Genomic DNA, 5,969 nt, shown 5'->3' with positions numbered 1-5,969 from the left:
CGCGACCACGCGGAAGCGGCCGTACTGGAGCGCGAGCACGGCGACTTCGGAGCAGTGGCGACCGGCGCGAGTCTGCGGGTCCGCGAGTGCTCAGGAGTTGTCGCAGTCGAGGCCGAGTGCGACAAGTTCTGGACAGTGGGGGAGGCTCCGGGGTGAGGGCTTGCGAGTGCTCAAGAGTTGTCGCAGTCGACGCCGAGTGCGACAAGTTCTGGACAGTGGGGGAGGCTCCGGTGAGGGCTCGCGAGTGCTCAAGAGTTGTCGCAGTCGACGCCGAGTGCGACGACTTCTGGACAGTGGGGGAGGGGCTCCGGGTGAGGGCTCGCGAGTGCTCGGGAGTCGTCGCAGTCGCGGCCGAGTGCGACGACTTCCGGACAGTGGGCGGCGTCTGAGCAGCGTCAGGGGCCCCGGCAGCACCCGTCAGGGACCGCGGCGGCACGCATCGGGGGCCCCGCGGCGCGCGTCGCGCCCGGCGCCCGCGACCTAGGGTGAGGGCATGCATCCGCTCGACGCCCAGGACCCGCTCGCGCACTGCCCCGAGCTGTTCGTCCGCACCCCCGAGGTCCGCTCCTACCTCGACGGCAACTCGCTCGGCCGGCCGCTGCGCGCGAGCGTCGCCCGGCTCGCGCGGTTCGCGGAGGAGGAGTGGGGCGGCCGCCTCATCCGCGGCTGGGAGGAGGGCTGGCTCGACATGCCGCTCGAGGTCGGCGACGCCCTCGGCTCCGCGGTGCTGGGAGCCGCGGCCGGGCAGACGGTCGTCGCCGACTCCACGACCGTCCTGCTCTACAAGCTCGCCCGCGCGGCGATCGCCCGCCAGGCGGAGCAGGGGCGCGACGAGATCGTCGTGGACACCGATAACTTCCCCACCGACCGGTATGTGCTGGAGGGCATCGCGGCCGAGACCGGCAGCACTCTCCGCTGGATCGACTCCGACCCCGGGAGCGGCGTCGGCCCCGACGACCTCGCCCCCGTGCTCGGCGAGCGGACGGCACTGGTGCTGCTCAGCCACGTCGCGTACCGCTCGGGGTTCCTCGCCGACGCCGCGGCGATCACCGCCCAGGCGCACGAGGCCGGCGCGCTCGTGCTCTGGGACGCCTCCCACTCCGTCGGCTCGGTGCCGCTCGAGCTCGACGAGTGGGGCGCGGACCTCGCGGTCGGCTGCTCCTACAAGTACCTGAACGGAGGCCCGGGGGCGCCCGCGTGGGCGTACGTCGCCTCCCGGCACCAGGGCTCGCTCGCGCAGCCGGTGCAGGGCTGGATGGGCGTCGCCGACATGTTCGAGATGGGCCCCGGCTACCGTCCGGCCGAGGGCATGCGGCGCTTCCTCAGTGGCACCCCGCCGATCACGGGGATGCTCGCGATGCAGGACATGATCGCGCTGATCGCCTCGGTGGGCATGCCCGCGGTGCGCGCGAAGTCGGAGGCGATGACGGCGTACGCGCTGGAGCTGGCCGACGCGTGGCTGCTGCCGCGCGGGGTGCGGGTGGCGACTCCGCTCGACCCCGCCCGGCGCGGCTCGCACGTGACGATCGCGCACGAGTCGTTCGCCGGCCTGGTCCCGCGGCTGCAGGCGGAGGGGGTCGTGCCGGACTTCCGCCGACCCGACGGCATCCGGATCGGCCTCTCGCCCCTGTCGACCACCTTCGCCGAGTTGGAGCTGGGCATGGCGGCCGTCCGGGACGCGCTGGACTGAGCGGGCCGGGGCTCGGCGGGGCGGCTGTCCCCGGCCCCGCCCCTGCCCCTACCGCGCGTCGCGCGTCCGGCGGGTGCTCTCCTTCTGCAGGGCCTCGACGAGCTCGGCCTTCGTCATGCGCGAGCGGCCGGAGACGTCCAGGCGCTTGGCGAGGTCCATCAGGTGCGCCTTCGTGGCGTTCGCGTCCACTCCGCCCGCCGTCTCGCCCCCGGGGGAGCGGCCGTGGCCCTCGGCGCGGGAGTCGGAGGGGCCGCTCTCGGCCTTGCGCTCCCAGTGGTCGCCGACCTTCTCGTACTCGTGCTTCAGCGCGGCGAAGGCGGTGCGGTGGGCGCGTTCGCCGTCGCCGTAGCTGTCGACGGCCGAGTCGTGCGCGGCCGACCAGAGCTTCTGCGCGTGCTCGTCGGAGCGCTCGATGGTGGACGGGATCTGTTCCTCGCGGGGCATGGCGGCCTCCCTCTCGTCCTCCGACGCTACGTCGGGTCGGAGGCGCCGGTCACCCCGTTGACGAGCGCTCGGCGGGCGCCTCCGTCCCCGGAGCGCACTCGGGAGGCCGCCGCCGGTGTTCTCACCGGGCCGACGCCGATGATGGGGCGATGTTCATCCCGACCAGAGCCGCCGGTCTCGAGGCGCTCGACGACTTCGTCGCCCGCGCGGGCTCCGCCTACGCCCGCGACCGCAACCACGACCTCGGACCGTCCCGGGACAACGTCTCCGGGCTCTCGCCCTACCTCCGCCACCGCCTCGTCACCGAGCGGGAGGTCGTCGCTGCGGTCCTCGCGCGCCACCGGCTGACCGCCGCGGAGAAGTTCGTCCAGGAGGTGTTCTGGCGCACCTACTGGAAGGGCTGGCTCGAGCAGAACCCGGACGTCTGGCGCCGCTACCGCCGCGAGGTGGCGGACTCCTCCGCGGGCGATCCTCCGCCCGGGTACCTCGACGCGATCGGCGGACACAGCGGCATCGACGCGATGGACGCGTGGGTGAGCGAGCTCGTCGAGACCGGGTACCTCCACAACCACACCCGCATGTGGTTCGCGAGCATCTGGATCTTCACCCTCGGACTGCCCTGGCAGCTCGGCGCCGACTTCTTCTACCGGCACCTGCTCGACGGCGACGCCGCGTCCAACACCCTGTCGTGGCGATGGGTCGCCGGCCTGCAGACTCCGGGCAAGACCTACCTCGCCTCCGCGTCCAACATCGCGCGCTACACGGAGGGGCGCTTCTCGCCGAGCGGCCTCGCCACCACGGCCCCCGCGCTCACCGAGGAGCCCTTCCCGCCGCGGGCACCGCTCGAGCAGGACGACGTCGTGGGGACCGTCGGCGCCCGCCCCGGCCTCCTGTTGCACGAGGAGGACCTCGAGGCGGAGAGCCTGCTCGCCGAGCAGCCGGGTCTGGCCGAGCGCCTCGTGGCGTGCGCCGTCGCCGGGGACGCGGGCGGGCGCTCGCCGTCCGGAGTCTCCGACGCGGTCGCCGCCTTCACCGCCGCGGCGCTCGCCGACGCCGCCGAGCGCACCTCCGACTCCAGCGGTCGGCCGGCGAGGGTGCTGGCGGACGCGCGTGCCGCGACGGTCGTCGACTGGGCGGTGTCCGAGCGGATCGACACCGTGGTCGTTCCGTACGCGCCGGTCGGGCCCGTCGGAGAGCGGGTGGAGGCGCTCCGCTCGGCTCTCGCCGACGCGGGGGTCGCGCTCGTCACCGTGCGCCGCCGCTGGGACGGTGCGGCGTGGCCGTCGGCGTCGCGGGGGTTCTTCCCGTTCCGGAAGCGGATCCCGGCGCTGGTGCGCGACCTCGTCGAGCCCGCCGACGCGGCCCGCCTGTTCTGAGTGGCGTCCTGTGAGCTGCGTCCCGTGAGCTGCGTCCCGTGAGCTGCGTCCCGTAGGCCGCATCCCGCATCCCGCATCCCGCGAGCCGCGAGCCGCGACCCGCGAGCCGTGTCCTGCGAGCCCCGTCCCGCGACCCACGTCCTGTGAGCCCCGTCCCGCGGAACCTGCCTGGTCCCGCGGGGCGGGTGCCGCTCAGCCGAGCAGGCGGTCGCGGAGGAAGTCGCTCGCGAAGCGGCCCGAGGGGTCCCACTCGGAGCGGAGGGTGCGCCACTCCTCGAGGTGCGGGTAGAGCGGCGCGATCTCGTCGGCTCCGGCGAGGAAGTGCTTGCCCCAGTGCGGCCGGGCGCCGAGCGGCAGCAGCGCGCCCTCGACGGCGGGGAGCACGGCGTCGACGCCGGCGCGGTCCTTCTTGAAGGTGAAGTGCACGCCGACGCTGTCGCGGCCTCCGGCGGGGGAGAGCCACTGGTCGTCGCCCGCCATGGTCCGCAGCTCCGTGATGAGCAGGACGTCGTCGATCCGCTCGCCGATCGCGCGCAGCGCCACGATCGCCTCGCGGACGTTCGCGCGCGGCACCATGTACTCGCTCTGGATCTCGTCGCCCGCGCTCGGCTCGCGGTCGAGGCGGAAGTGCGGCAGGCGCTCGGACCACGGTCCGACGGAGCCGCCGAACGGGTTCAGGTTGGAGTCGACACCCTCCGAGACGGCGAAGAGGCTCGCGGAGGCGGCGACCGCGCCCAGGTGCGTCGCGTCGACGTCGGCGACGGATCCCGCCGCCACCTTGGTCTTCAGCCACAGCTGCTCCACGGTCGGCGAGGACCAGTGGGTCATGAGGCTGACGCTGTAGGCGGAGGAGGTGATCGCGTCGAAGTCGTCGAGCACGCGCTCCCAGGGCAGGTCGACGAACGCGTCCTGGCGGACGTCGAAGGTCGGCTGGATGTCGAGGGTCACCCGGGTGACGATGCCGAAGGCGCCGAGGCCGACGACGACGCCCTCGAAGCCCGGCTCCCCGCGGCGGATCGTGCGCAGCGAGCCGTCGGCGGTGACGAGCTCGAGGGCCGAGACGGCGGAGGAGAGGTTCGCGTTGCGGTCGCCCGAGCCGTGGGTGCCGGTCGCGATGGCGCCGGCGACCGAGATGTGCGGGAGCGAGCCCATGTTGTGCAGGGCGTAGCCGTTGCTGTGCAGGTGTGCGGCGACGACGCCGTAGCGGGTGGCGCCGCCGACGGTGACGGTGCTCGCCTCAGCGTCGATCACGGGGTCGGAGGCCAGGCGGCCCAGGTGCAGCAGTGCGCCGGGGGTGTCGGGCAGGGAGTTGAAGGAGTGGCGGCTGCCGAGGGCGCGGACGCGGTCGTTCTCGCGGACGAGGCGCTGCACCTCCTCGACGGACTCCGGCTCGATGATGGCGGCGGCGCGGTACTCGTAGGTGCCCGCCCAGTTGCTCCGTGAGGTCATGGATCCATTCTGCCGGGTGCGCGGGGGATTTGTTGTTGATTGCAACGAATGGCCTGGTAACGCACGGGACGCGGCAGGACGGAACGGCGTGGATTTTGTTCGGGGCGCGCTCCGGGCCCCTGCCGGGGAGGACCGCGATGACCGCGCGCAGACGATCCCGCTCCGATCTGTTCCGGGTGCGCGTGAGCCTCCTGGTCACCATCGTGGTGGTGCTGCTCGTCCTGGCGACGGGGACGCTCGCTCCGGGCGACGGGGCCGTCGATGCGACGGCGACCCTCGTTCCGGTCTCTCTGCTCGGCCGGCCGCTCTCCACCGCCCTCTCCGTGGGCTGGAGCGCCGCCTCGTACTCGCGCCTCGACGAGCAGGCGCTGCGGAGCGCCGCCTCCTCCTCGCGCCTCGACGAGCAGGCGCTGCGGAGCGCCGCCGAGGAGGAGGCGCGCGGCGAGCGGCGCCTCCTCTCGCGGACGCTGGGGGCGACCGGGGCGACCGGCACGACGCTGTCGGCGGCGGTGCCGGCGATCGTGGTCACGGTGGCGATCGCGCAGAGGACGGAGTTCCGCAGCGAGCCCCCTTCTATCGCCGCCGCCCTGCTCGCCGTCGCGAGCTCGTGGGTGCTGATGGTCTTCTCGGTCGCACAGGCCTGCCTGCGCCTCGAGTCGCGGTCGCCCCGGCGGTCGCAGGTGCGCATCGCCTTCGAGGAGGCGCCGCACTTCAGTGACGACGCGACCCTCGCGCTCCTGCTGTCCACGACGGCGGCCACGGTCTCGGCCGAGATCCGCTCGAGAGAGGGCTGGCGCCTGGTGCGCGCGAACGTCGTCATCGCGTCCGCCTTCGACTCGGTCGTCATCGCGATGACGGTGTCACTGCTGTTCGGCGGACTCGCGGCCTGAGACGGCGGGAGCGGAGCGTCCGCGGGGCCGGGGGCGGTGGGGTCGGGACGCAGCTCACGGGACGCAGCTCACGGGACGCAGCTCACAGGACGCCACTCAGAACAGGCGGGCCGCGTCGGC

General features: G+C 73.7%; 5 protein-coding genes. 3 read left to right on the top strand and 2 right to left on the bottom strand.

All coding sequences use genetic code 11. From position 1 onward, the window contains the following. Positions 1-493: 493 nt before the first annotated feature. Positions 494-1,690 (top strand): kynureninase, encoded by a 1,197-nt coding sequence (locus C5B98_RS16345; RefSeq protein ID WP_104328116.1) that lies wholly within the window; start codon positions 494-496, stop codon positions 1,688-1,690. 48 nt (positions 1,691-1,738) lie between these two features. Here the strand turns inward: C5B98_RS16345 and C5B98_RS16340 are convergent, their stop codons facing one another. Beyond that, on the bottom strand, positions 1,739-2,134 hold the full coding sequence (locus tag C5B98_RS16340; RefSeq protein ID WP_104225169.1) for a ChaB family protein: 396 nt from the start codon (positions 2,132-2,134) through the stop codon (positions 1,739-1,741). A gap of 149 nt (positions 2,135-2,283) precedes the next feature. Here C5B98_RS16340 and C5B98_RS16335 point away from each other — a divergent pair, with 149 nt between their 5' ends. Then, entirely contained in the window at positions 2,284-3,510 is a 1,227-nt protein-coding gene (locus C5B98_RS16335; RefSeq protein ID WP_104328115.1) for an FAD-binding domain-containing protein, read from the top strand. Positions 3,511-3,702: 192 nt separating this feature from the next. On the opposite strand, the gene C5B98_RS16330 is transcribed toward C5B98_RS16335, so the two are convergent. After that, the gene (locus C5B98_RS16330) at positions 3,703-4,959 is read right to left on the bottom strand and encodes a D-arabinono-1,4-lactone oxidase (RefSeq protein ID WP_104225167.1); all 1,257 of its coding nucleotides are present in this window, start codon (positions 4,957-4,959) and stop codon (positions 3,703-3,705) included. A 137-nt stretch (positions 4,960-5,096) separates the two neighbouring features. On the opposite strand from C5B98_RS16330, the gene C5B98_RS16325 reads away from it, so the two are divergent. Continuing rightward, a complete protein-coding gene (locus C5B98_RS16325; protein ID WP_104225166.1) occupies positions 5,097-5,849 on the top strand; it encodes a DUF1345 domain-containing protein in 753 nt (250 codons plus the stop codon). Positions 5,850-5,969: the final 120 nt, after the last annotated feature.

Source organism: Rathayibacter sp. AY1A5, assembly GCF_002930875.1.
Taxonomy (GTDB): Bacteria; Actinomycetota; Actinomycetes; order Actinomycetales; family Microbacteriaceae; genus Rathayibacter.
This window is presented reverse-complemented; position numbering and strand designations above follow the sequence as displayed.